This is a genomic window from Blastococcus sp. CCUG 61487 (assembly GCF_005222955.1).
Lineage (GTDB): Bacteria > Actinomycetota > Actinomycetes > Mycobacteriales > Geodermatophilaceae > Blastococcus.
Genome location: NZ_LWUA01000223.1, coordinates 88,792 through 114,744, shown reverse-complemented (window position 1 = coordinate 114,744; position 25,953 = coordinate 88,792). Strand labels below are relative to the sequence as shown.

Annotated in this window: 28 protein-coding genes; 11 read left to right on the top strand and 17 right to left on the bottom strand. The window is 74.3% G+C overall.

What is annotated here, in order from left to right:
* The coding region (mftF, locus tag A6V29_RS12005; RefSeq protein ID WP_137160502.1) for a mycofactocin biosynthesis glycosyltransferase MftF at window positions 1-1,133 on the bottom strand (1,133 nt) is incomplete at its 3' end.
* Between the two features lie 120 nt (window positions 1,134-1,253).
* On the opposite strand from mftF, the gene A6V29_RS12000 reads away from it, so the two are divergent.
* Complete coding sequence (locus A6V29_RS12000; protein ID WP_137160501.1) at window positions 1,254-2,261, top strand: iron-siderophore ABC transporter substrate-binding protein; 1,008 nt, start codon at window positions 1,254-1,256, stop codon at window positions 2,259-2,261.
* 33 nt (window positions 2,262-2,294) lie between these two features.
* On the opposite strand, the gene mftE is transcribed toward A6V29_RS12000, so the two are convergent.
* Complete coding sequence (gene mftE, locus A6V29_RS11995; RefSeq protein ID WP_137160500.1) at window positions 2,295-2,990, bottom strand: mycofactocin biosynthesis peptidyl-dipeptidase MftE; 696 nt, start codon at window positions 2,988-2,990, stop codon at window positions 2,295-2,297.
* A gap of 63 nt (window positions 2,991-3,053) precedes the next feature.
* On the opposite strand from mftE, the gene A6V29_RS11990 reads away from it, so the two are divergent.
* A complete protein-coding gene (locus A6V29_RS11990; RefSeq protein ID WP_137160499.1) occupies window positions 3,054-3,431 on the top strand; it encodes a YchJ family protein in 378 nt (125 codons plus the stop codon).
* 37 nt (window positions 3,432-3,468) lie between these two features.
* Window positions 3,469-3,948: a pyridoxamine 5'-phosphate oxidase family protein gene (locus tag A6V29_RS11985; protein ID WP_137160498.1), complete on the top strand. Its 480-nt coding sequence runs from the start codon at window positions 3,469-3,471 to the stop codon at window positions 3,946-3,948.
* A 7-nt stretch (window positions 3,949-3,955) separates the two neighbouring features.
* Here A6V29_RS11985 and A6V29_RS11980 read toward each other — a convergent pair whose 3' ends face one another.
* The 6 genes from A6V29_RS11980 to mftA all read right to left on the bottom strand — a co-directional run bounded on the left by A6V29_RS11980 (window position 3,956) and on the right by mftA (window position 9,423).
* A complete protein-coding gene (locus tag A6V29_RS11980) occupies window positions 3,956-5,845 on the bottom strand; it encodes a putative bifunctional diguanylate cyclase/phosphodiesterase (protein WP_249933188.1) in 1,890 nt (629 codons plus the stop codon).
* Window positions 5,846-5,920: 75 nt separating this feature from the next.
* Complete coding sequence (locus A6V29_RS11975) at window positions 5,921-6,829, bottom strand: vWA domain-containing protein (RefSeq protein ID WP_249933187.1); 909 nt, start codon at window positions 6,827-6,829, stop codon at window positions 5,921-5,923.
* On the bottom strand, window positions 6,826-7,674 hold the full coding sequence (locus tag A6V29_RS11970) for a mycofactocin-coupled SDR family oxidoreductase (protein WP_137160497.1): 849 nt from the start codon (window positions 7,672-7,674) through the stop codon (window positions 6,826-6,828). The genes A6V29_RS11975 and A6V29_RS11970 overlap by 4 nt, the downstream gene beginning before the upstream one ends.
* A gap of 87 nt (window positions 7,675-7,761) precedes the next feature.
* A complete protein-coding gene (gene mftC / locus A6V29_RS11965; protein ID WP_137160496.1) occupies window positions 7,762-8,994 on the bottom strand; it encodes a mycofactocin radical SAM maturase in 1,233 nt (410 codons plus the stop codon).
* Entirely contained in the window at window positions 8,991-9,293 is a 303-nt protein-coding gene (gene mftB, locus A6V29_RS11960; RefSeq protein ID WP_137160495.1) for a mycofactocin biosynthesis chaperone MftB, read from the bottom strand. Before mftB ends, mftC begins: the two co-directional genes overlap by 4 nt.
* A 16-nt stretch (window positions 9,294-9,309) precedes the next feature.
* A complete protein-coding gene (gene mftA / locus A6V29_RS11955; RefSeq protein ID WP_137160494.1) occupies window positions 9,310-9,423 on the bottom strand; it encodes a mycofactocin precursor MftA in 114 nt (37 codons plus the stop codon).
* Between the two features lie 112 nt (window positions 9,424-9,535).
* Between mftA and mftR the strand changes: the two genes are divergently transcribed.
* The gene (gene mftR / locus A6V29_RS11950; RefSeq protein WP_137160493.1) at window positions 9,536-10,138 is read left to right on the top strand and encodes a mycofactocin system transcriptional regulator MftR; all 603 of its coding nucleotides are present in this window, start codon (window positions 9,536-9,538) and stop codon (window positions 10,136-10,138) included.
* Between the two features lie 7 nt (window positions 10,139-10,145).
* Here mftR and A6V29_RS11945 read toward each other — a convergent pair whose 3' ends face one another.
* A complete protein-coding gene (locus A6V29_RS11945; RefSeq protein WP_212719307.1) occupies window positions 10,146-10,772 on the bottom strand; it encodes a TetR/AcrR family transcriptional regulator in 627 nt (208 codons plus the stop codon).
* A 141-nt stretch (window positions 10,773-10,913) separates the two neighbouring features.
* On the opposite strand from A6V29_RS11945, the gene mftD reads away from it, so the two are divergent.
* Window positions 10,914-12,149 carry a pre-mycofactocin synthase MftD gene (mftD, locus tag A6V29_RS11940; protein WP_137160492.1) on the top strand — a complete coding sequence of 412 codons (1,236 nt, stop codon included), beginning with the start codon at window positions 10,914-10,916 and terminating at the stop codon, window positions 12,147-12,149.
* Window positions 12,150-12,259: 110 nt separating this feature from the next.
* Here mftD and A6V29_RS11935 read toward each other — a convergent pair whose 3' ends face one another.
* The 3 genes from A6V29_RS11935 to A6V29_RS11925 form a co-directional block, all read right to left on the bottom strand.
* Window positions 12,260-12,892, bottom strand: a complete 633-nt coding sequence (locus A6V29_RS11935; RefSeq protein ID WP_249933186.1) for an SDR family oxidoreductase — start codon at window positions 12,890-12,892, stop codon at window positions 12,260-12,262.
* 277 nt (window positions 12,893-13,169) lie between these two features.
* On the bottom strand, window positions 13,170-13,523 hold the full coding sequence (locus A6V29_RS11930; protein WP_137160491.1) for a hypothetical protein: 354 nt from the start codon (window positions 13,521-13,523) through the stop codon (window positions 13,170-13,172).
* Between the two features lie 25 nt (window positions 13,524-13,548).
* The gene (locus tag A6V29_RS11925; protein WP_137160490.1) at window positions 13,549-14,982 is read right to left on the bottom strand and encodes a bifunctional 3-(3-hydroxy-phenyl)propionate/3-hydroxycinnamic acid hydroxylase; all 1,434 of its coding nucleotides are present in this window, start codon (window positions 14,980-14,982) and stop codon (window positions 13,549-13,551) included.
* A 160-nt stretch (window positions 14,983-15,142) separates the two neighbouring features.
* Between A6V29_RS11925 and A6V29_RS11920 the strand changes: the two genes are divergently transcribed.
* Window positions 15,143-16,270, top strand: a complete 1,128-nt coding sequence (locus A6V29_RS11920) for an NDMA-dependent alcohol dehydrogenase (protein WP_137160489.1) — start codon at window positions 15,143-15,145, stop codon at window positions 16,268-16,270.
* Between the two features lie 28 nt (window positions 16,271-16,298).
* On the opposite strand, the gene A6V29_RS11915 is transcribed toward A6V29_RS11920, so the two are convergent.
* From A6V29_RS11915 to A6V29_RS11905, 3 genes are all read right to left on the bottom strand, one after another.
* Window positions 16,299-18,164, bottom strand: a complete 1,866-nt coding sequence (locus A6V29_RS11915) for an AAA family ATPase (protein ID WP_137160488.1) — start codon at window positions 18,162-18,164, stop codon at window positions 16,299-16,301.
* Between the two features lie 93 nt (window positions 18,165-18,257).
* Window positions 18,258-18,908, bottom strand: coding sequence for a hypothetical protein (locus A6V29_RS11910; protein WP_137160487.1), 651 nt, complete (start codon window positions 18,906-18,908; stop codon window positions 18,258-18,260).
* 42 nt (window positions 18,909-18,950) lie between these two features.
* A complete protein-coding gene (locus tag A6V29_RS11905; protein ID WP_212719304.1) occupies window positions 18,951-19,658 on the bottom strand; it encodes a phosphotransferase in 708 nt (235 codons plus the stop codon).
* A 109-nt stretch (window positions 19,659-19,767) separates the two neighbouring features.
* Here A6V29_RS11905 and A6V29_RS11900 point away from each other — a divergent pair, with 109 nt between their 5' ends.
* Entirely contained in the window at window positions 19,768-21,057 is a 1,290-nt protein-coding gene (locus A6V29_RS11900) for a M18 family aminopeptidase (protein ID WP_137160486.1), read from the top strand.
* A gap of 7 nt (window positions 21,058-21,064) precedes the next feature.
* On the opposite strand, the gene A6V29_RS11895 is transcribed toward A6V29_RS11900, so the two are convergent.
* Window positions 21,065-21,904: a DUF2382 domain-containing protein gene (locus tag A6V29_RS11895; protein WP_137160485.1), complete on the bottom strand. Its 840-nt coding sequence runs from the start codon at window positions 21,902-21,904 to the stop codon at window positions 21,065-21,067.
* Window positions 21,905-22,241: 337 nt separating this feature from the next.
* Between A6V29_RS11895 and A6V29_RS11890 the strand changes: the two genes are divergently transcribed.
* Entirely contained in the window at window positions 22,242-23,051 is an 810-nt protein-coding gene (locus A6V29_RS11890) for a DUF3097 domain-containing protein (protein WP_137160484.1), read from the top strand.
* A gap of 10 nt (window positions 23,052-23,061) precedes the next feature.
* Here A6V29_RS11890 and A6V29_RS11885 read toward each other — a convergent pair whose 3' ends face one another.
* Window positions 23,062-24,309, bottom strand: coding sequence for an MFS transporter (locus A6V29_RS11885; RefSeq protein ID WP_137160483.1), 1,248 nt, complete (start codon window positions 24,307-24,309; stop codon window positions 23,062-23,064).
* Between the two features lie 134 nt (window positions 24,310-24,443).
* Here A6V29_RS11885 and moaA point away from each other — a divergent pair, with 134 nt between their 5' ends.
* Genes moaA through A6V29_RS11870 form a run of 3 tightly spaced genes read left to right on the top strand, consistent with a single transcriptional unit; the run spans window position 24,444 to window position 25,944 of the window.
* A complete protein-coding gene (gene moaA, locus A6V29_RS11880; protein ID WP_137160482.1) occupies window positions 24,444-25,496 on the top strand; it encodes a GTP 3',8-cyclase MoaA in 1,053 nt (350 codons plus the stop codon).
* A gap of 4 nt (window positions 25,497-25,500) precedes the next feature.
* The gene (locus A6V29_RS11875; protein ID WP_137160481.1) at window positions 25,501-25,743 is read left to right on the top strand and encodes a MoaD/ThiS family protein; all 243 of its coding nucleotides are present in this window, start codon (window positions 25,501-25,503) and stop codon (window positions 25,741-25,743) included.
* Window positions 25,744-25,746: 3 nt separating this feature from the next.
* Window positions 25,747-25,944, top strand: a complete 198-nt coding sequence (locus tag A6V29_RS11870; RefSeq protein ID WP_137160480.1) for a hypothetical protein — start codon at window positions 25,747-25,749, stop codon at window positions 25,942-25,944.
* Window positions 25,945-25,953 lie beyond the last annotated feature (9 nt).

Here is a 25,953-nt window from a genome sequence, read left to right as displayed (position 1 = left end):
GTCAGCGCGGCGGCCAGGGCCACCGGTGGCCACTCCCCCGGCCGGGTCAGCCGCCGCGCCAGGCGGACGGCCCGCAGGGCCAGCAGCCCGGTGGCCGCTGCCCGCCCGGTCCGTCCGCCCCCGACCGCGAACAACGCGGCCGCGGCGACGTCCGGGGCGATCACCAGCGGCGCGACCAGCGCCCCGTGGCGAGCGGCGAGCAGCGCGGCTCCGGTGCCGTAGAAGGCTCGGCGCCGCACCCACTCGGCGGTTCCGGTCGGGTGTTCGTGGGCCACCTCGGCCGCAGGCTCGTAGCGCACCCGCCAGCCGGCCGCGGTCAGCCGCCACACCAGGTCGACGTCCTCGGCGACCCGCATGGCTTCGTCGAACCCGCCGTCGTCGAAACCGCCGCCGTCGGCTCCGCCCGCGAGGCCGAGGGCCGACCGGCGGCACAGCAGCGCCGCGCTGGGCACGTACGAGACGCCCGACAGCGGCCGGACCGGTGCCGGCCGCTCACCCATGTCGAGCGCGCCGGCCACCGCGTCGTAGGCGTGCAGCCACCCTCCGCCCGGCAGCCCGACGATCCGCGGCGCGACCATCGCCAGCGCGGGGTCGGCGAGGTGCGGCACGAGCGCGGCCAACCAGCCGGGGCGCGGCACGCAGTCGGAGTCCAGGAACGCCACCTCCGGCGTCCGGGCCGCCCGCGCGCCGGCGTTCCGTGCCGCCGCGGGACCGCGCGCGACGTCGTGCCGCAGGACCGTCACCCCGTCCGCATGCACGGGGACCGCCGAGCCGTCGTCCACGACGACGACCGGCAACCCCGCGGTGGCCGGGTCCGACCGCAGCGCGGCCAGCAGCCGGGCGAGCTCGCGGGGCCGGTCCTTGATCGGGACGACGACCGTCACGTCGGCCGGGCTCGCCTCGGCGGGCGGCAGGTCGGGATGGGCGATCCCGGCGTCGAGCAGCCGACGGGCCAGCCCGGCCGTGGCGCCGTCGCGGACGACCAGGCGGTTCCCGGCCAGCAGCCGGTGCGCCTTGGGCGCGAGTCGGAGCAGCCGCAGCGGGGAGCCGCCCAGCAGCGACAGGCCGCCGTCCCGCCGGCGCACGCGCGGGTCGAGGCGGACGGCGAAGCCGTCCGGCAGACGGTCGTCCATCCGGGCAGTGTGCCTGCGCGGCCGGGACCGCCTCCGGTCCGGGCCACGAGGGCGGGCGCAGAGCACCGGCGGCCCGGCGTGTGCTTAGGTTCGCCTCACCTGACTTCCGAGGAGAACCCGATGTCTTCCCGCACCCCCTTCCGCGGCACCTCCTTCCGCGGTGCCGCCCTGCTCGCCGTCGCCGCCCTCGTCGTCACCGGCTGCGGCTCCGACGACGACGGCGGCAGCAGCTCGTCCGGCGGGGGCGGCTCGTCGGGCGCCTTCCCGGTGACGATCACGACCCAGTTCGGCGACGTCGAGATCGAGGAGGAGCCGACCCGGGTGGTGGCCCTCGGCTGGGGTGACGCGGAGACCGCGCTGGCGCTGGGCGTCCAGCCGGTCGGCGCCAGCGACTGGCTGGAGTTCGGCGGCGAGGGCGTCGGCCCCTGGTCCGAGGGTCTGTACGACGAGGCCCCGGAGATCATCGGGACGATGGAGCCGAGCTTCGAGGCGATCGCGGCGCTGGAGCCGGACCTCATCCTCGACACCAAGTCCGACGGCACGGAGGAGCGCTACGAGCTGCTCAGCCAGATCGCGCCCACCGTCGGCATGCCCGAAGGCGTCGACCCGTGGCAGACGACCTGGGACGAGCAGCTCGAGCTGGTCGGGCAGGCGCTGGGCCGCAGCGACGAGGCCGCGGAGATCGCCGACGAGGTGGCGCAGGCGTTCGCCGACGCCGCCGCCGAGCACCCGGAGTTCGACGGCACGGAGGTCGCCGTGGCGGCCTTCACCTCGGAGGGCTTCGGCGCCTACGTCCGCGGTGACGCCCGGGTGGACTTCATGGAGTCGCTCGGCTTCGTGAACAAGCCGGCCATCCAGGAGCAGGCCGACGGCGACTTCGCGGTGGACGTGAGCGAGGAGGAGGTCTCCCTGCTCGACGCCGACCTCACGGTGGCGTTCCCGATCTACGTGGCGGCCTCCGAGTTCACCTCGAACCCGCTGTGGCTGACGCTGCCGTCGGTGCAGGAAGGCCGCGTCGTCGTCCTCGACGACGAGGTGCTGGCCAGCGCGTTCTCGATCGGCACCGCCCCCGGCATCCTGTACGCGCTGGAGACCACCGTGCCGCTGTTCGCCGACGCCCTGGCCTGACGCCGGACCGACACCGGACCGCCGCCGGGCGGCTCAGCTCGTGAGCCGCCCGGCGGCGTCGACGTCCCAGCCGCGCACCGCCGCGACCAGGCGGGCCGTCATGGCCCCCAGCAGCTCCGCGCCCTCGGCGGCGGACGCGCCCGACGGATCGCCCAGGACACCGGTCGGGCTCACCCCGCGCACTCCCTCGGCGCGCAGCCGGGGCAGCAGCCGGGCCAGGGGCGCCGTCTCCCCGGCCACGGCGTCGTCCCCACGGACCTCAGCAGGTTCCACGTGCAACATCAGCGACGTCTCGGTGCGGCCGGCGTGCGCGTCGCCGCCGGGCACGCCGCAGGCGAACCAGGCGGCGTCCCGCCCCTCGGCGCGCAGCAGCGGCACCGCGGCCCGCAGCGCGTCGACGTTGCCGCCGTGGCCGTTGACCACCAGCACGCGCCCCGCCCAGCGGCAGGCCGAGCGGCCGTACTCGACCAGCACCGTGGTCAGCGCTGCCGTGCCGATCGACACGGTGCCGGGGAAGCCCTCGTGCTCGCCGCTGGCCCCGTACGGCAGCGCGGGGGCGAGCACCGCACCGGTCAGCTCGGGGAGCGCGGCCCGGGCGGTCGCGACGGCGACGGCGGTGTCGGTGGCCAGCGGCAGGTGGTGGCCGTGCTGCTCCACCGAGCCCAGCGGCACCACCAGCAGCGCGCCTTCCGGGATCCGCGGCCAGACGGCGGCGGCGAGCTCGGTCACCGGCGCAGCTTAGGCACCGGCACCGGGGCACCCGGAGCACCGGCGCCGACGGACACTGTGCTCGTGACTCCCCGACGCTGCCCGTGCGGAACCGGCCTGCCCTACGCCGAGTGCTGCGGCCCGCTGCACGCGGGGAGCCGGGCCGCGGCGACCGCGGAGCAGCTCATGCGGTCCCGGTACAGCGCCTTCGTCGTCGGCGACCCGGCGTACCTGCTGTCCACGTGGCACTCGACGACCAGGCCGCGCACGCTCGACCTCGACCCGGAGGTGCGCTGGACGGGCCTGGACGTGCTGGACACGACCGGCGGGGGCCTGCTCACCGCTGAGGGCACCGTGCGGTTCCGGGCGTCCTACGTGCGCGACGGCGTCCCGGGCGAGCAGCAGGAGGACAGCCGCTTCGCCCGCGAGGACGGCGCGTGGCGCTACGTGGCCGGGCGCTGAGGGTGTCGGCGAGCGTCGGCGTGGGCAGTGCGGGTCCATGAGTGCCGAGGACACCCGCAAGGTCGCCGAGCTGATCAAGGGTCAGCGATTCGGCTTCCTGACGACGACCACGCCCGAGGGGAAGCTGACCAGCCGCCCCATGACGCTGCAGGAGGTGGAGTTCGACGGCGACCTGTGGTTCTTCGCCGAGCGCGACTCGCACCCGGTGGCGCACGTCGCGAGGTCGCCGCAGGTCAACGTGGGCGTCGGCTCGGGCGGCACCTGGGTCTCGCTCACCGGTACGGCCCGGATCGTGGCGGACGCCGCGAAGAAGCGGGACCTGTGGAACAGCGCCGTCGAGGCGTGGTTCCCGCAGGGCCCCGACGATCCGGGCGTCGTGCTGATCCACGTGACCGGGGAGTCCGCGGAGTACTGGAACTCCCCCGGCGGCCGCCTCTCCACCGCGTTCAGCTTCGTGAAGGCCAAGGCGACGGGGGAACGGATCGACGCCGGCGAGAACGAGAAGGTCGACCTCTGACCGGAGCTCAGCTCCGGCCGGCGTGCTCCGCCCGCTCGATCGCGGGTGGGCCGGGCTGCCGAGGCACCTCGACCGGGCCGCCGCCGAGCCGGGCACCTGCCCGGTCGGCCGGCTCCGGGCGGGCGAACAGGTAGCCCTGGGCGGACGCGCACTGCAGCTCGGCCAGGGCCAGCCGCTGCTCCTCGGTCTCCACGCCCTCCGCGACGACGTCGAGACCCAGGGTGCGGGCCAGCTCGACGATCGAGGTGATGAGCGTGACCGCGGAGCGGCCGCTGGGGAGGTCCATGACGAAGCTGCGGTCGATCTTGATGATGTCCGCGGGCAGGTGCCGCAGGTAGGACAGCCCGGAGAAGCCGGTGCCGAAGTCGTCGATCGCGATGCGGATGCCCAGGGCGCGCAGCGCCTCGAGCTGGGCCACGACGGCGTCGACGTCCCGGACCAGGACGCCCTCGGTGACCTCCAGGGTCAGCTGCTGGGCGGGGAAGCCGGTCTCCTCCAGCGCCGCGACGACCTCCGCGGTCACGTCCCGGCCCTGCAGCTGGCGCGGCGAGAGGTTGACCGCCATGCGCAACGGCGTCCCGGAGGCGGCGGTCCACTCCGCGCCCTGGCGCAGGGCCTCGCGCAGCACCCAGCGGCCGATGTCGACGATCGCGCCGGTCTCCTCGGCCAGCGGGATGAACTCACCCGGCGGCACCAGCCCCCGCTCGGGGTGCTCCCAGCGCACCAGCGCCTCGAAGCCGGTGGTCCGGCCGTCCGCGAGCCGCACGGTCGGCTGGTAGTGCACGCGCAGCTCGCCGGCCGCGACCGCGACGGTCAGGTCCTGGGCCAGCTCGGCGCGGCGGCGGGCCTCCTCGGCCATGCCGTCGGCGTAGACCACCAGGCGGTCCTTGCCCTGGGCCTTGGCCAGGTACATGGCCAGGTCGGCGTTGCGGAGCAGGGTGCCGGCGGCGCGGTCCCCCGAGTCGGCGGTCGCGGCGACGCCGACGCTGGCGGAAACCGTGACGGTCCCGTCGTCGAGCGGCACGGGGAGGGCCAGCACCGCGAGCGCCCGCTCGGCGACCGCGCGGGCGACGTCGGCTCCGCCGTCGACCACCACGGCGAACTCGTCGCCGCCGATGCGGGCCACGACGTCGCCGGGCCGCACGACGCCGCGCAACCGCTCGGCGAGGACGAGCAGCAGCGCGTCGCCGACGGCATGGCCGCGGCTGTCGTTGACGGCCTTGAAGTCGTCGAGGTCGATGAACAGCACGCTCACCGCGCCGCCGCGGTGCAGCAGCCGGTGGGTGATCTCCTCGAGCATCGTGCGGTTGGCCAGCCCGGTGAGCGAGTCGCTGAGCACCTGGTCCTCGTTGAGCCGCCACGAGGCGAGGTGGGCGATGCTCGCGGCGAGCACGAAGGCGGCGTGGATCCCCGCCCACAGCCACGGCTCGTGGGCGCCGGTGTGGCCGAAGACCGCATGCGGGTAGACGGTGCCGACGACGCCGTGGTGCAGGACGACGACGACCAGCGCGATCCCGAACGGGACCCAGTTCTGGTACAGCGAGACGACGCCGATCATCACGAAGAAGACGAAGTGCGCCTCGGTGACCCCGCTCCACAGGTGGACGAGCACGGCGGAGGCGGTCATGAGGCTGAGCGTCGTGGCGGCCTCGCGGCCCCGGCGACCGACCTGCGGGACCGCGGCCAGGGCGGCCGGCCCGGCCACCACGGCCAGCACGCCGACGACGGCGGGCTGACCGCCTCCGGTCAGCCAGGCGACGAGGCCCAGCACGCCGGCGGCGACCAGGCAGAGCCGCACGATGGCGCGGTGCCGGCGCTCCCAGACGTCCTCGGGCAGGGATCGGCCCTCGGGCAGCGTGCGGGCAGCGCGCTCCCGCAGGCGGTCGAGGAGGGTCACCCGACGGCCATCGGCTGATCGGGCGCGTCTCTGGAGGCGTGCGGCTCGGGCTCCCCCGTACGAGGTGGACCGCGATCAGTCGGAGAAGACGGCGCTCAGCGCGGCCGCGACGTCGCGGTGGCCGCGGATCGGCCGGATCAGGCCCCGGCCGGCCTGCGCGAGGTTGCGGCCGAGATCGCGGTCGACCTCTCCCGACACGTCCAGCAGGACGTCCAGCCGGGGCAGCCGCGCGGCCACCGGGCGCGGGTCGGGGCCGGCGTTGTGGACGGCGTCGGAGAGCAGCAGGACCCCCGCGTCCCGCGGCGGGACGCCGGCCAGCTGCCGGCCGGCGACCTCGAGGGCGAAGGAGACGTTGGTCAGCCCCTGGGCGGGCACCCGCAGCAGCGTGTCGAGGATCTGCAACGGCTCGACCGGCTCGCCCAGCCGGGCGAGGACGGCGGCGTCGGACCAGAAGTCCACCACGGCCAGCTGGTCGTGGGCGAGCTCGCCGGCGAGGGCGCCGACGGCGGCGGCCGCCGTCCGCACCCGCTCGCCCTTCAAGGAGCCGGAGACGTCGACGACGAGCACCACCGACCGGCGCTGGCGGATCCGCTCGCGGACGACGACGTCCTCGTCCTCCGGGAAGGGCTTGCCGGCCAGCTTCTCCAGCGTGCGGTCCAGGTCGAGCTCGTCGGCCGAGCCCTGGTACGGCAGGCTCGCCAGCTTCCCGACGGCCCGCCGGGCTGCGCGTTCCCGCCGCGGCGTGGGCACCGCCAGGCGCTGGGCGATCTCGCGGGCGCGCTGCCGGGTGGTCGCCTCGGCGGCGTCGGCTTCGGCGTCGAGGTCCGCCAGGGCGATCACCTCGGCCGGTTCGTCGGACTCACCGGGGGCGGTCGTGCCCGGACGGCCGAGTGCCTGGCGGCCGCGGGTGCGGTCGCCGGCGGTGAGCACGAGACCTCCGGCGCCCGACCCCGACGGCTCGAACAGCGAGGGCTCCTCGGTCAACTGCTTGGGCTTGCGACGCAGCGGCTTCCACCGGGGGGCCGGTCGGTCGAGGGCCGGTAGCGGCCCATGTCGGAGCAGAGGAAGACGATGGCGTTGGAGATGTCCACCGCCTCGACCCACTTCACCGGCATCGCGTTCAGCTGCTGGAACGACTCCGCGACGTCGTCCCGGGTGACCTGGTCGGCGGGCTTGTCCGGGCGGAACGTCGCGTAGGTCTCCAGGTTGTGGATCATGTCGGTGTCCACCGAGGTGGGGTGGATGGAGTTGACCCGGATCATGTGCGGCGCCAGCTCGTTGGCGAAGGTCTTCACCAGCCCGACGACGCCGTGCTTGGCCGCGACGTAGTGCGCCAGGTTCGCCAGCCCCTTGATGCCGGAGGTGGAGCTGGTCAGCACGATCGAGCCGCCCTCGCCGTGCGCCTTGAGGTGCGGAACGGCGGCCCGGACGGTCTTGAAGACCCCGGTGAGGTTGATGCCGATCATGTCGTCCCACATCTCGTCGGAGATGTCCTCGATCGGCGCGAAGCTGGCGATCCCGGCGTTGGCCAGGACGATGTCGAGGCGCCCCAGTTCGGCGACCCCCCGGACTAGCGCCGCCTTCAGCGCGGCGGTGTCCCGGACGTCGGCCTCGGTGGCGACGATCCGGCGGTCGAGCGCCTCCACCTGCCGGACCGTCTCCGCCAGGTCCTCGGCGGTGGCGAGCGGATACCCGACCGAGCCGACCCCCGTGGAGATGTCGACGCCGATGATGTCGGCGCCCTCCTGCGCGAGCCGGACGGCGTGACTGCGGCCCTGCCCCCGCGCGACGCCGGTGATGAAGGCGACCCTGCCCTCGAGCATGCCCATGACGAGCCCCCTCGGTGTGGTGACCGGTACTGCACCCGGCCACGGGCGCGGCCGAGACGTCTGAGGAGGCGGCGAGAGGTCGGGGGCCTAGCTGAGCTGCACCCCCGCCAACGGGGACTCGTCGCAGGGCTTCGCCGGGATCGACGGCATGCCGAGCAGCGTGGGCTGCCCGCGCACCGGGCCGGTGTGCGAGTGGTCGATGTGGCTGCGCGGGGTGACCAGTGCGGCGTCGCGCGCGGCCAGCGCGGTCTCGCCGTAGCCCTGCACGCACTCGGGGTCCGGGCCGTCCAGCGGGAGGCCGGTGAAGAACTTGGCCGCCATGCAGCCGCCGCGGCAGGCGTCGAAGTGGGCGCACTTGGTGCAGGCGCCGCCGGTCTGCGGGTTGCGCAGGTCGGCGAAGAGCTCGGACTGCTGCCACACCCGCTGGAAGCCGCCCCCGTCGCGCACGTTCCCGGCGAGGAAGTTCTCGTGGATGGCGAACGGGCAGGCGTAGACGTCACCGACCGGGTCGATCAGGCAGACCACGCGCCCGGCTCCGCAGAGGTTCAGCCCCGGGAGGGCCTCGCCGAAGGCGGAGAGGTGGAAGAACGAGTCGCCGGTGAGCACGTTGTCGCCGTTGGCGAGCAGCCAGGTGTAGAGCTCGCGCTGCTGGGCCTGGGTGGGGTGCAGCTCGTCCCAGACGTCCGCTCCGCGGCCCGAGGGGCGCAGCCGGGTGATCCGCAGCTGCGCGCCGAAGGAGTCGGTGAGGGCCTTGAACTCGTCGAGCTGGCCTGCGTTCTCGCGGGTGACGACGACGGAGACCTTGAAGTCCTTCATCCCGGCCTCGGCCAGGTTCTCCAGCGCCCGGATCGCGGTGGCGTAGGAGCCGGTGCCGCGGACGCGGTCGTTCACCTCGGCCGTCGCGCCGTCCAGGGAGATCTGCACGTCGACGTAGTCGGTGCGGGCCAGCTGGGCGGCCCGGGTCTTGTCCAGCTTGATGCCGTTGGTGGAGAACTTGACGCCCACGTCGTGGGCGATCGCGTAGTCGAGCAGGTGCCAGAAGTCCGGCCGGACCGTCGGCTCGCCGCCACCGACGTTGACGTAGAAGACCTGCATCCGCTGCAGCTCGTCGATGACCGCCTCGGCCTCGGCGGTGGAGAGCTCGCGCGGGTCCCGCCGTCCCGACGAGGACAGGCAGTGCGCGCACGCCAGGTTGCACGCGTAGGTGAGCTCCCAGGTCAGGCAGATCGGCGCGTCGAGGCCGTACTCGAATTGGTCGATCAGCCGGCCACCGGTGGGGCGCTCGGGAACGGACGGACGGGACGGCAGGACGGCGGTCACGGGATCTCCCGACTTTCGATCATCTGCGAGCGCGCCAGGTCGCCCAGCGCCTTCTCGTACGCAGGCCGCTGGGCCTCGGTCACGCCGCAGGCGGCGAGGGCCGCGGTGGCGGTGGGATGGTCGGCGAGCGCCTCGACGACGGCGACCAGCGTCTTCGACTTCAGGAAGGACAGCTTCCGGTTGCCGAAGTGGTAGACGAGCGCGCCGAACGGCTCCGGCCGCAGCGCGACCGAGCGGGCACGCTGCCAGGGCCGGGACGGGTCGAACGCGACGTCGGCCGGGGACGCAGCCGCGGTCACAGGGATGCCGGTTCGCTCAGTAGACGCCGCACATGCCGTCGATCGAGACCTCCTCGACCAGCGACTCCTCGACCACGACCTCCTCGGCGGCGGGGGCCTCGGCGGTGTCGACGGTGGTGGTGTCAGCCATGGCGTACTCCCTGGTGATCGCGGTCACGGACGGATGCAGCCGAGGCTAATGACACCGAGCGGGGGTGGGCAAACCGGGGGGGGGCGGCAGGCGGGCGCGGCAGAATGCGGCCGTGACCACGGCGGGAGCGGCGCCACCCGGCCTACCGGCCGAGTCGACGCGCGCCCGCGTCGAGCGGGCGGCGCTCGACCTGTTCACCCTGCGCGGCTTCGAGCGCGTCACCAGCGACGAGGTGGCCGACGCCGCGGGGATCAGCCGGCGCACGTTCTTCCGTTACTTCGCGACGAAGGCCGATGCGGTGTGGGGTGACTTCGCCGGACACGTCGCCCGGCTGGAGGCGCTGCTGGCCGGCAGCGATCCGGCGCAGCCGGTGATGGCATCGGTGTGCGCGGCCTACGTGGAGGTGAACTCCTACCCGGAGTCGCAGCTGCACTTGCTGCGCGAGCGCATGCAGCTGATCCTCACGGAGCCGGCGCTGCTCGCGCACTCCCAGCTGCGCTTCGCCGAGGTGGACCGCGCGGTCGCCCGGTACGTCGCCGCGCGCACCGGCGGCACCGCGCAGGAGCTGCTGCCGCGCCTGGTCGCGGCGAGCACGCGGGCGGCGGCCACGACGGCGTTCGAGGCGTGGCTGGCCGACGAGCGCTCGTCGCTCGTGGCGCAGCTGCGGCTCGCCCTCGACGAGCTGGCCAGGGGTTTCCCCGCCCTGGACGACTGACGCCCGCCTACGGGCGGGTGCGCCCGGAGAGCGCCCGCGAGACGGTGGCCGGGTCGGGAGGCGGCGGCCCCGGGGTTGCCGCCTCGGCGGCGAGGCCGTCCAGCAGGAGGGCCACGAGCCGGGCGGAGGCGGGCGTCGCCGGCCCGTCGATGTGCCGGACGACGCCGGCGTTGGCCATCAGGAGCAGCGCGACGTCCTCGACCGCGAAGTCGGCGCGCAGCCGCCCGGCGTCCCGCGCCCGGTCGAGGAGCTCGCGCAGGGCATCGACGACGGCCGGCCGGGTGTCGTCGGGGTACTCGGCGGACACCACGAGATCGGCCAGGGCGCGGTTCTCGGCCTGCAGCGCGCAGATCTCCACGAGCAGGCCGCGGAGGCCCGTCCAGGGGTCCGGCTCGGCCAGCGCGCACTCCGCGGCGTGGACGTACCGGGTCATCTGGTCGGCGAAGACCGCCTGCACGAGGTCGTGTCGCGTGGGGAAGTGCCGGTAGAGCGTGGCGTTTCCGACGCCCGCGGTCGAGGCGATCTGATCCAGCGGGGCGTCCAGCCCGCGCCGCCCCAGCACCTCGGCCGCCGCACGGAGCAGCGCGGCGCGATTGCGTCGCGCATCCGCCCGAGGTGCTCGTGTGCTGGTCACGACCCCGATGGTAGCCAAAACGGGGAATGATCCCCGGTTGCTCGTGATTGTGAGTGGTATGGGTCTCACCGGGTAGCGTGGCACTCAGTGCCACCGGTAGCTGCGACGCCGGTCCGACGAGCGAGTGATGAGGAGTGCGACATGGCCAACCCCTGGTTCGAGTCAGTGGCAGAGGCGCAGCGACGCGCGAAGAAGCGGCTGCCCAAGGGCGTGTACGGCGCGCTCGTGGCCGGGTCCGAGCGCGGTGTGACGGTCGAGGACAATCTCGCCGCCTTCGCCGAGATCGGTTTCCGGCCGCACAGCGCGGGGCTGAGCAACGAGCGGCAGATGGCGACGACGGTGATGGGCCAGGAGATCTCCATGCCCATCCTGATCAGCCCCACGGGCGTCCAGGCCGTCCACCCCGACGGCGAGGTCGCGGTCGCGCGCGCCGCCGCCAACCGTGGCACCGCGATGGGCCTGTCCAGCTTCGGCAGCAAGCCGATCGAGGAGGTCATCGCCGCCAACCCCCAGACGTTCTTCCAGATGTACTGGGTCGGCACCCGGGACGAGATGCTCGCCCGCATGGAGCGGGCCAAGCGCGCAGGCGCCAAGGGGCTGATCGCCACCCTCGACTGGTCCTTCGCCTACGGCCGCGACTGGGGCAGCCCGTTCATCCCCGAGAAGATCAACTTCGAGGCCGCGCGTCGGTACGCCCCCCAGGTGATCACCAAGCCCAAGTGGGCGTGGCAGTTCGCCAAGACCCTGAGCATCCCCGACCTCACCGTGCCGAACATGGTGGCCAACCCGGGTGAACCGGCGCCCACGTTCTTCGGCGCCTACGGCATGTGGAACCAGACCCCGATGCCGACCTGGGACGACGTCGCCTGGATGCGCGAGCAGTGGGACGGCCCCTTCATGCTCAAGGGCGTCATGCACGTCGACGACGCCAAGCGCGCCATCGACGCCGGCGTGACGGCGATCTCGGTGTCCAACCACGGCGGGAACAACCTCGACGGCACCCCGGCCTCGATCCGCTCCCTGCCCTCGATCGCCGAGGCCGTCGGCGACCAGGTCGAGGTCCTGCTCGACGGCGGGATCCGCCGCGGTGGCGACGTCGCCAAGGCTCTCGCGCTCGGCGCCAAGGCCGTGATGATCGGCCGGGCCTACCTGTGGGGCCTCGCGGCGAACGGGCAGGCCGGCGTGGAGAACGTGCTCGACCTGCTCCGCGACGGGCTCGGCTCGGCGATGGTCGGGCTGGGGCACCCCTCGATCGACGGCTTCAGCCGGGACGACCTGGCGCTGCCCGCGGACTTCGAGAACGGCCTGAGCCGGGTCGCGGTCAACAACGCCCTGGTGCACACCTCGCCGGCCCGCCGCCGGGCCCGGGAGGTCTGAGCGCCCGACTGCGGGGTTCCCGGCAGGGCCCCCGCGGTGACGTACTGGAGCGGCCCCCTCGCAGGGCCCCGGCCCGAGCGGAGCGCGGGCCGGGGGTCGAGGGGGTCCTTCTAGAAATACTGCATCCCGCCGTCCACCGAGAGGTGCTCGGCGGTGATGAAGCGGGCCTCGCCGGAGAGCAGGAACGCCACGGCGTCGGCCATCTCCTCGGGCTCGCCCCAGGCCGGCTCGATGAACGTCGTCCCCATCTGGGCGAGCTTGGGGTTGCTGGCGTTGGTGCGCTCGATCGCGCCCATCATGTCGCCGCCGCCCATCGGGGTGGCGACCCCGCCGGGGTGCAGCGAGTTCACCCGGATGCCGTGCTTGCCGAGCTCCGCGGCGAAGGCGCGGGTCATGCCCGTGATGGCGTGCTTGCTCGTCGTGTAGTGGATCATGAACGGCTGCATCTTCTTGCCGGCGTAGGAGCTGGTCAGCACGATCGCACCACCGTTGCCGCCCGCGATCATGTGCGGCGCGCTCGCCATGACGGTGTTCCAGACGCCGACGACGTTGATGTCGATGGTGTCCCTGAAGTTCTGCGGCGTGATCTCGTCCCACGTCTGCCGCATGCAGATGCCGGCGTTGGCCACGACCGCGTCCAGCCGGCCGAGCTCGGTCACGCCCCGCTCGACGAACGCCTTCATGCCGTCGAGGTCCCGGACGTCGCTCTGGTGGGTCAGGATCCGCCGGTCCAGCGCCTCCACCTGCTTCGCGGTCTCGGCGAGGTCGTCCGGCGTCGCCGGGTCGTAGGGGACGCCGTCCGGCAGCGGGCCGGCGACGTCCAGAGCGAGGATGTCGGCCCTTCCCGGGCCAGCCGCACGGCGTGCGCCCGCCCCTGTCCGCGCGCCGCGCCGGTGATGAACGCGACCTTGCCCGTGAACCGTTCGGCCATGGTGCTGCCTCCTGGGATGCCTGTCGGGCCCGCGCTCTGCGGGTCCGCACCCAGCGTCTCCCGCGGCGCGGGAGCCGGCCACCGGCCGATCAGGCGGGCGGCCCGCCGGGGCCGAGGACGGCGGCCCGCGCTCGGGCCTGCGCCCGCAGGATCGGATGACCGATCGCGAGGGCGAGCCACAGCGGGACCGTCAACCACACCCACGTGGCGCCCGTGGCCGCCACGCCCGCCGCCAGCAGGGCTGTCAGCACGAAGAGCGCCGGCGCCCAGTAGCGCTGCCGCTCGAGGACGTGCTGCTGCTCGAGCGCGAGGTCGTACGCCGCCGCGCGCTCGTCCGGGTCCGCAGGGATCGGCCCGCCGGACGCCGCCCGGCGCACGCGTCGCGCCACCGCCCGCGGTGACATGTCCAGCTCGTCCGGGGAGTCCTGCCGTCCGTTCCGCATGGACGGATGGTCCCAGCTCGTCCGATCAGCGGGCGGAGCGGACGATGCGGTCGGGTCGGACGTCCACGGCGTCGGCACCGTGCATCCATGGGCGCAGGACACCACTCGGGTCCTCGACCTGCACCTCTCGCCCGTCGGCCCGGCGGACCACGAGGTCGGCGGTCAGCGTCGCCTTGCCGTCGCCGAGGACGTCGTCGAGCCGGCAGCGTGCGCCGTCGACGGTGACCCAGGGCTGCGGGACCAGGGTGCCGGCCAACCGCCGGCCCGCCCGGCCCCGGCGGTCCACCAGAGGCCCGCGCAGCGGCGGGGTCCGGCTGTCGGTGGCCAGTCGGGCCACCGCCGGGATCCGCCGGACGACGGCGAGCACTCCCCGCCTCAGCACGGACGCGCTGCGCCCGCCGCCGGTCATCAGCCGGCCCAGGAGCAGGGCGAGCCGGATCAGCGCGCGGGCGTGCGGCTCCCGCTCCGCCCGGTAGCTGTCGAGCAGTCCCTCGTCCGCCTCACCGGAGAGCACCGCCGCGAGCTTCCAGCTCAGCTGGTGCACGTCGCGCAGGCCCAGCCCCAGGCCCTGGCCCACGAACGGTGGGGTGAGGTGCGCGGCATCCCCCGCCAGCAGCACCCGCCCGGCCCGCCAGCGGTCGGCGACCTGTGCCCTGAACGTGTACTCCGCGGCGCGCACGATCTCCAGCGCCGCCGGGTCGACCGGAGTCATGAGCGCGCGCAGCGCGGCGGTCGAGGTGAGGTCCGCCGCCGCCTCCCCCGGCGCCAGCCGGAACTCCCAGCGGTAGCGGTCGCCGGTCACCGGCATGAAGGTGGCCGCGCGCCGCGGATCGCAGACCTGGTGCACCCCCGGCCACAGCGGCAGCGGCACGGGCGACCGGACGTCGAGCACCAGCCATCGGTCGGCGGGCCCGAGATCGCGCATGCGCGCCCCGATCAGCTCCCGCACGGTGCTGTTCGCGCCGTCGCAGCCGAGCACCGCGGCCGCCTGGACGGACCGGTCCGCCCCACCGTCGCGGTCGCGGACGGAGACCGTGACCCCGGCGCCGTCCTGCACCAGCCCCGTGACCTCGGCGCCGCGGCACAGGTCGATCCGGGGCGTACGGGCCACGGCGGCGCCCAGCACCTCCTCCAGGTCGGGTTGGTGCACCAGCGCGCCCTGCGGCCAGCCGTTGCTCCCGGCCGTGGCGTCCCGCCGGAACTCGGCCAGCACCCGGCGCCCGGCGTCGAGCAGCCGCAGGCCCTCGAGCGGACGGGTCCGCGGGGCGAGGTCGTCGGCGACCCCGGCGTCCTGCAGGAGCCGGAACACCTCGTCGTCGAGGTGCACGGCCCGCGGGAGGAGGTAGGGCGTGCGGTGCCGCTCGAGCACGAGCACCTCCAGCCCCCGGCGGGCGAGCAGCAGCGCCGCCGTCAGCCCCACCGGCCCGGCGCCCACCACGACCACGGGCTGTCCGGACACGCCGCCCAGTGTCGTCGAGCCCTATCCGTTGCTGCAGCCCCGGGCAGGGCAGGGGATCCCGGATCTTGACGGCCGGCGGGGGCCTGCCAGAGTGTGGCCCGGAGCACGCTTGTGCTGCGATCCCCGCCATCGACGGCGGGTCTCGACCGAAGGGACATCTGTGAAGACCAAGGGCGCGATTCTGTGGGGCGTGGGCGAGAAGTGGTCCGTCGAGGAGATCGAGGTCGGCGACCCGGTAGCCGGTGAGGTCACCGTCGAACTCGCGTCGTCCGGCCTGTGCCACTCCGACGAGCACCTCGTCACCGGCGCCACGCCGGTCGGCTTCCCGTCGCTCGGCGGCCACGAGGGCGCCGGCGTCGTCACCAAGGTGGGGCCCGGGGTGACCGGCCTCAAGGAGGGCGACCACGTCGTCACCGCGTTCATCCCCGCCTGCGGGCAGTGTCCGCCGTGCTCGCGCGGGCAGCAGAACCTCTGCGACCTGGGCGCGCACCTCCTGGGCGGCAAGGCGATCTCCGACGGCACCCACCGGGTGACCGCCCGCGGCCAGGGCGTCTCGCCGATGTGCCTGCTCGGCACGTTCTCCCCGTACATCACCGTGAACCAGGCCTCCGTCGTGCGCATCGAGCCCGACATCCCGCTGGAGATCGCGGCGCTCGTCGGCTGCGGCGTCACCACCGGCTGGGGCTCGGCGACCAAGGTGGCCGACGTCCGCCCGGGTGAGAACGTCGTGGTCATGGGCGCCGGCGGCGTCGGCATGAACTCCGTCCAGGGCGCGGCCGCGGCCGGCGCCAAGCGCGTCATCGTCATCGACCCGGTCGCCCAGAAGCGCGAGTGGGCGATGGAGATGGGCGCCACCCACGCCTTCGCCAGCATCGAGGAGGCCACCGGGCCGATCAACGAGATGACCTGGGGCCGGATGGCCGAGAAGACGATCATCACCGTCGGCGACATCCAGGGCGAGGACATCGAGGCCGCCCTCAGCGTCACCGGCAAGGGTGGTCGCGCCGTCGTCACCGGCATGGGCCACGCCGCCAACATGGACGTGAAGCTCAACCTCTTCTCGCTCACCCTGCTGCAGAAGGACCTGCAGGGCGCGATCTTCGGTGGCCTCGCCCCGCGCAACGCCATCCCGGAGCTCCTCTCCCTCTACCAGGAGGGGCAGCTCAAGCTCGACGAGCTGGCGACGACCAAGTACAAGCTCGAGGACATCAACCAGGGCTACCAGGACATGCGCGACGGCAAGAACATCCGCGGCATGATCGTCTACACCGACGCCGACCGGAACTGATCCGGCAGGACCCCCCTCGGGCCCGTCCTCACCCCAGCAAGCGGGTGAGGGCGGGCCCGAGGTCTGTCAGGGAGCGCACCGGCTCCATGCGGCCGCCACCCCGGGCGGCCAGCAGCCGGGCGGCGTCCAGCGCCTCGTCGCTCGGCAGCGGGCACAGCACGTGCAGCCGGTCGATCCCGGCCAGCGCCGTCTCCGGCGGATCCCCCGCCGTCGGCAGGCAGTCCGACAGCAGGACGACGACGCGCTCGTCGGCCGTGGCCGGGGAGAGCTCCCGCCGGGCGGCCCGCAGCGCGTGCGCCACGTCGGTCTTCCCGTGCCCGCGCAGACCGACCAGCTCCAGGACGACGTCCTCCGCGGCGCGGTGCCGGCCCAGCGGCTGCACCACGGCCACCTCGTCGGAGAAGGTGAGGACGCCGGTCTGCAGCCGCTCGTCGGCGGCCAGCACGACCCCGGCCGCCGCGACCGCCGCGATCGCGACGCCCAGCCCCTGCATCGATCCCGACCTGTCGACCACCAGGCAGACCGCGCGGCGCGCGCCGGTCCAGTTGCGGGTCACCAGGTCCTCGGCCGTGGGCGGCCAGATGCCCGACCACCTGTCCAGGGTGCGGTCGATGTCGAGGTCACCTTCGGGGCGCCGCGTCGGCACCAGCCGCCGGGTGCCACGGGCCCGCGTCGCCCCGACCCGGCCCACCTGGACGAACACCCGCGCGGCCAGCCGGCGGGCGGCGCTGCGGAGCTCGCGGTCGGTGGCCGTGGCCAGGTCGGCGAGCAGCGCCGCCGCGGCGTCGGGATCGGCGCCCATCAGGCCGGCGAACGCGTCCTCGTCCAGCTCCCCGACCTCGGGGCTGACCTGCTCGAACGCCTGGTGCCGCAGCTGCATCTCGCGGCGCCCCGTGCTGCGCGGCCCCCGGCGGGAGGCCGCGTCGCGGCGCGGCGTGGTCTGCTCGGTGCCCGCCTCAGCCGACGGGCTCGGCGCTTTTCCCGAACCACCGCCGCCCAGCGGGCCGCCCTCGGGGGCGCCGGGAGCTGCGTCCGGCGGGGTCGAGCCGACCGGCCAGACCTCGTCGAGGATCTCGTCGAGCACCGCCTCGGGCGTGCGCTCCACCCCCTCGGTGACCCGGATCCGGCCCGACAGCGCGGCATGGGTGGCGTCCCGGGCGGTCTCCCGCCCGTCGGCCAGCTCCTCCCCGCGCATGAGGAGCAGCCCGTCGAGCAGCAGCACGAGGTCGATGGCGCCGCGCACCGACGACCCGGTGCGCAGGTCGCGGTGCTCGCGGGTGGCCCGCACCAGCCGCACGGCCAGCGTGATCGGCGCCGACCCGGCCCCCGTGACGCCCGCGACGATCGCCCGCTCGGCCTCCTCGGGCTGGTAGCCCAGCACCACCCGGCACATCCGGTCCGCGATGGCCTGCCCCACGCGGGCGGTGCCGATGGCGTCGAAGGGGTTCATCGCCGCGATCAGCCGGAACCCGGACGTGGCGCGCACCGTCCCCAGCCGGGGGACGGCGATCTCCCCCTCGGTCAGCACGGTGATGAGGACGTTGAGCGTCTCCTCGGGAATGCGGTTGAGCTCCTCGAGGTAAAGCAGCCCCGAGCCGCGCATCGCGGTGAGCAACGGCCCGTCGACGAAGTTCTCGGGCACGTAGCCGCCGGCCAGCACGCCGGCGGGGTCGTACTGCCCGACCAGCCGGGCCGGGGTCAGCTCGGCGTTGCCCTCCACGAAGACGACGTCCTGGCCGGTCTCGGCGGCCACGGAGCGCAGCAGCGTGGACTTGCCGGTGCCCGGCGGCCCCTCGAGGACGACGTGCCGGTGGGTGGCCAGCGCCACGGTGAGGACCTCCCGCTCGCGGCCCAGACCGACGACGGGCCCGGGCGCCGAGGGATCGACTGTCATGCGGTCCTTCCTACAGAGCCGACCGGCCGGAACCCCACGGGGGTCCCGGCCGGTCGCGTCCGTGCTCCGGTCGTGGACGACCGGGAGTGGGGATCAGCTCCCCATGAGCTCCTCGAGGTCGAGCACGTCGTCGGGCGCGGAGATGTCCATCTTCTTGCCGTGGTCGCTGAACGTGACCGTGCCCTCGGACTCGCCACCGCCGGTGATCTGCAGCGGGTAGGCCGGGTCGCCGTCCTTGACGGTCAGGGTGCTGCCGTCCTCCTGCTCGACGACGACGACCGACTCGCCGTCCAGCTCGTCCTTGCGGGTCTTCTCCTTGATGTCGCCCTCGTCGGGGTTGCGCAGCTCGTCGGCGAAGCCCTTGAGCGAGAAGTCGGCGAAGTCGGAGGCGTCCTCGGCGGGGAGGAGGATCCACTGGCCCTCGAACTGCGCGGCGATGTCCTCGGGGAGGCCGAAGGAGGCCAGCAGGTCGGGAGAGGCGAGCATGTAGACGTCGCCGTCGACGCTGATCAGCTCGATCTCGGTGCCGTCGACGGTGATGGTGCCGGCGGCGTCGTCGCCCTGGAGCTGGAGGTCGACCTCCATCTCCTCGCCGTCCTCGAGCATGGTGCCGGCCATGCGCACCGAGCCCGCCTCCTCGAGGGCGTCGGCGGCCAGCTCGGCGACCTCCGGGCCGGTCTTGCCCTCCAGCGGGCTGTCATCGCCGCCGCATCCGGTCAGCAGCAGAGCGGCGCTGAGCAGCACGGCAGGGGCCGGTGAACGTACGGGTGCGCATGGCTCTCCTCGTCATGACGGCTCCGGGGACCCGGGCCGCGCAGATAGTGGCAGACCGGCGAGCCGACGGATGCGACGACGCTCCTGCTCGCCGAGGTTGCGGTCGGCGAGCCGGCGGGCGGCCGCCGTCGGCAGGGCGGCGGCCAGGTCCAGGCCGGCGGCCCGGCGGAACTGCCGGGGGAAGACGCCCTGCGCCGCCCGCACCGCCGCGGCGACCACCGCCGGCCCCGGGACCCGGGCCGCGGACATGACCAGCCAGGCGTCCGCGACGTCGACCTCGGCCGTGCCGCGAGCGGCGTTCGTCCAGTCGATGATCACCGGCCCGGACGGCGTCAGCAGCACGTTCTCGGGGTGCAGGTCCAGGTGCAGGAGGGCGTCGCCGGGGCCGGTCCGCCGGTCGAGCAGGTCCGGCGCCGGCACCGCGTGCACGGCTCGGTGGAGCTCGGCGAGGACGGTGGCCTGCCGGGTGATCGTCCAGGGGCGGCGCAGGACGGCGGCGAGCATCGTCGGTCCCTCGACCCGCGCCATGACCAGGTCCGGGCCGTCGACGTCGAAGACCTCGGGCACCGGCAGCCCGTGCGCGCGGGCGTGCACCATCACCGCCGCCTCCCGCTCGGCCGAGGCGCCCGGATCGCGGTAGCGGCGCAGCACCCGGCCGGGGCCCAGGTCGTACACGTCGGCGTCGCGGCCCCTGCCCAGCAGCGGGCCCGGCTCAGCCACGTCCGACCACCTCGACGTCGTAGCGGTCGGCCGGCTCCGGAGCCGTCGCTGCGATCACGGACGGGAGCATCCCACCCAGGGCCCGCAGCGGGTCGGGCACGATGACCCCATGCCGACGCCGGACCTCTCCCACGACCTCGCCCTCGGCGACGACCTGCGCGCCTTCGTCGACGCCTCGCCGTCCCCGGGACACGCGGTGGCCGAGCTGGCCCGGCGGCTGACCGCGGCGGGGTTCACCGAGCTGGCCGAGGCCGATCGGTGGGCGCCGTCCCCCGGCGGTCGGCACTTCGTCGTCCGGCAGGGGAGCCTGATCGCGTTCCGCCTCGGTAGCGGCGCCCTCGGCGACACCGGCATGCGCCTGGTCGGCGCGCACACCGATTCCCCGACGTTCACGGTGCGCCCGCACTCCGACGTCCGGCAGGCCGGGTACCGGCTGGTCGGTGTGGAGCCCTATGGCGGCGGCCTGTGGCACACCTGGCTGGACCGGGAGCTCACCGTCGCCGGCCGGGTCGCGCTCCGCGGCGGTCGCACCGCGCTGGTGCGCCTGCCCGGGGCGCCGCTGCGCTTCCCCTCGCTGGCCATCCACCTCGACCGATCCGTGCGGGAGGGGCTCACCCTCGACCCGCAGCGGCACCTCGTCCCCGTGTGGGACGGCGACCTGGGCGAGGAGCCCGGGCTCGTGGAGGCCGTCGCGGCGGCCGCGGGCGTGGCGCCCGACGACGTCGTCGGGCACGACCTGGTCCTGGCCGACACGCAGCCCGCGGCCCGCGCGGGCGCCGACGGCACGTGGATCGCCGCCCCCCGGCTGGACAACCTGACGTCCTGCCACGCGGGCCTGCTCGCCCTGCTGGACGCGCCGGCCGGCGAGCGCACCCAGCTGCTCGTCTGCAACGACCACGAGGAGGTCGGCAGCGGCTCGATGTCCGGCGCGCGGGGCAGCTTCCTCGAGGACGTCGTCCGCCGGCTGGCGACGGCGACCGACCCCGGCGACGCGGAGGCCGTGCACCGGGCGGTCGCCCGCTCAGTCCTTGTGTCGGCCGACATGGCGCACGGCGTGCACCCGACCCGGTACGACCGCCACGAGCCCGCCCACCAGCCGCGGCTGGGCGGCGGGCCGGTGGTGAAGCTCAACGCGAACCAGGCCTACGCCACCGACGCGACGACGGGTGGCTGGTTCCGCGAACGGTGCGCGGAGGCGGGCGTGCCGGTGCAGTCGTTCGTCATGCGGGCCGACCTGCCGTGCGGCAGCACGATCGGGCCGCTCACCGCGATGCGGCTGGGCATCGCGACGGTCGACATCGGGATGCCGCAGCTGGCGATGCACTCCTGCCGGGAGGTCGCCTCCGCACTGGACGTGCCGCTGATGGTCGGCGCGCTGACCGCCTGCCTGGCCGAGTGACGACTGCTCACCTGCGGCGCGGCTTGTCGGTGCCGCCCTCGAGCTCGATCTCCTCCTTGCGGAGGTCGGCCGAGACCCGCTCCTCGTCGGTCACCGTCGCCTTGTCCAGGCGGACGCGCTCCACGGGCACGGCCTCCTTCTCCACGATCGGGCGCTCGGCGTGCAGCGTGACCTCGTGCTCCTCCTCGCTGATGGCCGGGCCGTCCATCGCGGCGCCGGCGTTCGCGTCCGTGATCGGCTCGCGCTCGACGACGACCTCCTCGCGGGACACCGGGACGCTCTCGGTCACGTTCTCCGTGACGACGTACTTGCGCAGGCGGGCGCGGCCGGTCTCCACGCGCCGGGTCCCGACGTCGAGCCGCTCCTCCGAGCGGGTCATGGCGTCGTCGGTGGTGGGGCCGGAGGTGTCGTGGCCGACGGTGCCGTGCCGGTTGGTGTCCGTGCCCATGGTGGTGTCCCTGGACGTCCCCGCGGTGGCCATGCCCGTGCCGGAGGTGTCCTCCAGCTCCATGCCGCTCATCCGGTTCGACGTGCCGGTGCCCATGCCGTAGTAGCGGTAGAGCTCGTCCTCCTCGTGAGGGGAGAGGTGCCCGTCGGTGTCGATCTTCGGAGCGTCTTTCACGCGGTCCTTGCTCACCGGTACGCGGAGGCCGTCGTCGGTCATCTCCGCGTCGCGGATCGGCACGAAGGACTCCTTCGTGCCGAACATGCCGGTCGTGACTGTCACCCACTCGGGCTGGCCGGTCTCGTCGTCGAGGTAGACCTCGCCGGCCGAGCCGATCTTCTGACCTGCCTCGTCGTAGACGTCCTTGCCGATCACGCGGTCGAGAGTCTCGGTACCGATCATCGTGGCGTAGCTCCCGTCTGAGCACGGTGGTTCCGGTCACCCGTCTGGGTGACCGACCCCATCGCCGCGAAACGGAACCGGCCGCTCCGCCACGCCCCAGCGCGGGATCGCTCCGTCGCTGCTGCCCGTGACCGGCAGTCACGGACAGCGCCTGGCCCGTCGCGTCCGTCCTGCTCAGAAAGGGCGTGCTCTGCAGGGCGCGACCGCGAGTTGCGGGCCTCAACCGTCCCGATCACCCGGTGACGCTGCGCGACCTCCGAGCAGACGGGCGCGTCGGACGGCGGGTCGTCCGGCGCGTCGCCCGCATCCCGTCAGTGGTGCTGCTCAGCATGGAGGGATGCCACCCCGCTCGCCGTACGACGACCTCGTCCACCCCCGCACCCGACGCACGCCGGCACCGTCCGTCGAGGCCGAGAAGGACCTCGTGGTGGAGGACCCGAGCTCCGGCTTCGTGGGCGCCGTCGTCCGGTGCGAGAAGGACGTCGTCCACCTCGAGGACCGGCACGGCCGGGTGCGCGGCTACCCCCTCGGGCCGGGCTTCTGGGTCGACGGCCGGCCGGTGGTGCTGGTCCGGCCCCGGCCGGCCGCTCCGGCCGGCCCGGCCCGCAGCGCGTCGGGCTCCACCTACGTCGCGGGGGCGCGGGCCCGCGTCGCCCGCGAGGGCCGCATCTACGTCGAGGGCAAGCACGATGCGGAGCTCGTGGAGAAGGTGTGGGGGCACGACCTGCGCATCGAGGGCGTCGTCGTCGAGCCCCTGCACGGCGTCGACGACCTCCCGGCGATCGTGCGCGACTTCCGGCCGGCGTCGGGACGGCGGCTCGGCGTGCTGGTCGACCACCTGGTGCGCGGGTCGAAGGAGAGCCGCATCGCCGAGCAGATCACCGGCGCGCACGCGCTGATCGTCGGCCACCCGTACATCGACATCTGGCAGGCCGTGAAGCCGTCGGTCGTGGGTATCGAGGCCTGGCCGGCCGTGCCGAAGGGCGAGGACTGGAAGACCGGCGTCTGCACGCGGCTGGGCTGGGAGGACGACACCGGCTACGTGTGGGCGCAGCGCATCCTCGCCCGCGTGCGTACCTGGACTGACCTCGAGCCGCAGCTCATCGGCCGGGTCGAGGAGCTGATCGACTTCGTCACGACCGACTGAGCGGTGTCCCTCAGGCGGTCGACCCCCCCACCGGATCGGCCGCCTCGGGGACGTCGTTCGGCTGGGCACGCAGGAGGCCGGCGCAGGCGAGCGCGAGCAGCCCCGCCAGGCCACCGGCCAGCGCCGGCACCGCGAACGCCGCCTCCGCGCCCCACGCGTCCACTGCCGCGCCCGCCAGGGCCGAGCCGACGGTGACCCCGACGGTGAGACCGGTGATCGTCCACGCGAGCGATTCGGTGAGCCCGCCCCGGACGGCCCGCGACTCGACCAGCGCCGTCCCTGAGACGAGCACGGGCGCGATGGTCAGCCCGGCGAGGAAGCCGGCGCCGACGAGCACCGCCAGCGAACCGACGCCCCACAGCAGCTGGGCGGCCACCCCGAAGGCGACCGCCGTCGCCACGAACCGCGTGGTCAGCGTGCCGGGCAGGCGGGCCAGTCCGTAGACCAGCCCGGCCACGAGGCTACCCAGGGCGAAGACCGCCAGGGCCAGCCCGGCGAACGGCTGCGCGCCCTGCTCGTCGGCGAAGCCGACCACCACGACGTCGAGCCCGCCGAAGACCGTGCCGACCGCCAGGTAGGTGACGACGACGACCAGCAGCGTCGGCGTCAGCACCGACCGGCGGCGCTGCGGCGCGCTCGGATCGGCTCCGTGCAACGGCGGCTCGGTGCCGCGCTGGGCAGCCAGCCAGAGCGCGCCGACCAGACCGAGGCCGAGCCCGGTGAGGAAGCCGACCGGCGGAGCGACCAGCGTGGCCAGCAGCGTGACCAGCGGCGGGCCGAGGACGAAGACCACCTCGTCGGCCACCGCCTCGAAGGCGAAGGCGGTCTGCCGCCGCTGGGGATCGAGCAGCGCCGACCACCGCGCCCGTACCAGCGAGCCGATGTTGGGGCTGCTGAACCCGGTCGCGGCCGCCAGCAGGAACCAGGTCCACCGCGGCGTCCCTGCCGCGACCACGGCGACGAACGACGTCCCGGTGAGCAGGAACGACGCCATCGCCAGGCGCAGGATCGTCCCCTGGCCGCGCCGGTCCATGGCCCGCGCCCACACCGGCCCGGCGATCGCGAAGGCGAGGGCGAGGGTGCCGGCGACGGCGCCCGCGAGGCCGTAGCTGTCGGACTCGGCCTCCACGAGGAGGACCGAGCCGAGGCCGAGCATCGGTGCGGGGAAGCGGCCGAGCCAGCCGGCGAAGGAGAACGAGGCCGAACCGGGGACGGTGAACAGCTGCCGGTAGGGGCCCAGAAGGGTGCGGGGTGCCACGGGTTCTTTCTGCTCTTCCTGGCCACGGGCGAGTGCGGATGGGGAGGCCGCAGGTCCCTCGGGTGGCGCGCCGACGGTAGCCGACGGCGTGCGCTCACCCCGGCCGAGACCGCCGGACGGGCTAAGCTCGGTGGATGACCAGCGAGCCCCTGCCGGACCCCCGGGTGCGCGAGGTGCCGAGCACCCCGCCCGGGAGCGGTGGCCTGGTCGACAGGTACGGCCGGGTCGCCACCGACCTGCGCGTCTCGCTCACCGACCGCTGCAACCTGCGCTGCACCTACTGCATGCCGCCCGAGGGGCTCCAGTGGCTGCCCAAGGTCGAGCAGCTCACCGACGACGAGGTCACCCGGCTGATCCGCATCGGCGTGGAGCAGCTGGGCATCCGCGAGGTCCGCTTCACCGGCGGCGAGCCGCTGCTACGCCCCGGGCTGCCCGGCATCGTCGCGACCACGACGGCGCTGCGGCCACGCCCCGAGGTCAGCCTCACCACCAACGCGATCGGGCTGTCCCGGATGGCGCCCGCGCTGGCCGCCGCCGGGCTGGACCGGATCAACGTCAGCCTCGACACCCTCGACCGCGAGCGCTTCCGGCAGCTCACCCACCGCGACCGGCTCGACGACGTCCTCGCCGGGCTGCGGGCCGCGCAGGACGCCGGCCTGACCCCGGTCAAGGTCAACGCCGTCCTGCTGCACGGGCTCAACGACGTCGACGCCGTCCCCCTGCTGGAGTTCTGCCTCGAGCAGGGCTACCAGCTGCGGTTCATCGAGCAGATGCCGCTCGACGCGCACCACGCGTGGACCCGGGGCCGGATGGTCACCGCCGAGGACATCCTGGAGCAGCTGTCGGCCCGGTTCACCCTGACGCCGGACGTCGAGGAGCGCGGCTCGGCACCGGCGGAGCGCTGGCTGGTCGACGGCGGACCGGCGACCGTCGGCGTCATCGCCTCGGTGACCCGCTCCTTCTGCGGCGCCTGCGACCGCACCCGGCTCACCGCCGACGGCCAGGTCCGCAACTGCCTGTTCGCCCGCGAGGAGTCCGACCTGCGGACGGCGATGCGGGAGGGCGCCACCGACCAGGAGCTGGCCGACCGCTGGCGGGTGGCGACTCTCGGCAAGCTTCCCGGCCACGGCATCGACGACCCCGGCTTCCTGCAGCCCAGCAGACCCATGTCGGCGATCGGAGGCTGAGACCGTGACCGTCACCGTCCGCTACTTCGCCGGTGCCCGGGCCGCATCCGGCATCGACACCGAGCAGCGCCAGGCCGCCACCCTCGACGAGCTCGTCGGACAGCTCGTCACCGACCACGGCGAGCGGCTCGAGCGCGTGCTCACCGCCTGCTCGTTCCTCGTCGACGGAACCACCACCCGCGACCGGGCGTTGCAGCTGACGCCGGGCGCCGTGGTGGACGTGCTGCCCCCGTTCGCAGGAGGCTGAACGATGAGCATCGTCGGCAGGATCAAGGCGAAGGCGCAGGAGCTGCTGGGTCGCGCCGAGCAGGTCTACGGCGAGTCGCACGGAGACGCTGCGGCCACCGTGGCCGGCGAGGCCAACGTCATGGAGGCCCAGGCCGAGGAGGAGGAGCTCGAGCGCGACCGCAAGCGGGATGGCGACGACGGGCTCGCGCCCGCCCGCTGACGCCCGAGG